General features: G+C 72.8%; 1 protein-coding gene. It reads right to left on the bottom strand.

Translation table 11 applies throughout. The annotated features are described in order from the left end of the window. On the bottom strand, positions 1–262 hold a 262-nt coding region (locus J0695_RS41720), incomplete at its 3' end, for a WS/DGAT domain-containing protein (protein WP_206970026.1). Between the last annotated feature and the right edge of the window lie 40 nt (positions 263–302).

Here is a 302-nt window from a genome sequence, read left to right as displayed (position 1 = left end):
GGAGGGCGCCGACGCCGGGCATGGAGGTGTGGGAGCCGAAGGCGACGCGGGCGCGCCCCTGATAGGACCAGAGCAGGCACGACAGGGCGTGGCCGGGGAACGTGGGGGCTGCGGGCACCAGATCCAGGACCGGGGATCCGTTGAAGGACAGCGGGTTCTTCGAGCGGACGGAGGAGACCACGGCACGGCAGCAGGTGCCCGAGCTGATGCGCTTGCCGAGGGCGAGGGTGGCCGGGAACGGAGTGATCCGCCGGATGGTCACGTCGAGGGCGGCCCGGAACCCGGGCCGCCCTCGACGTGAC

The organism is Streptomyces beijiangensis, from assembly GCF_017315755.1.
GTDB lineage: Bacteria > Actinomycetota > Actinomycetes > Streptomycetales > Streptomycetaceae > Streptomyces > Streptomyces beijiangensis.
Note: the sequence above shows the minus strand (reverse complement) of the source record. Positions and strands in the feature narration are given on the sequence as shown.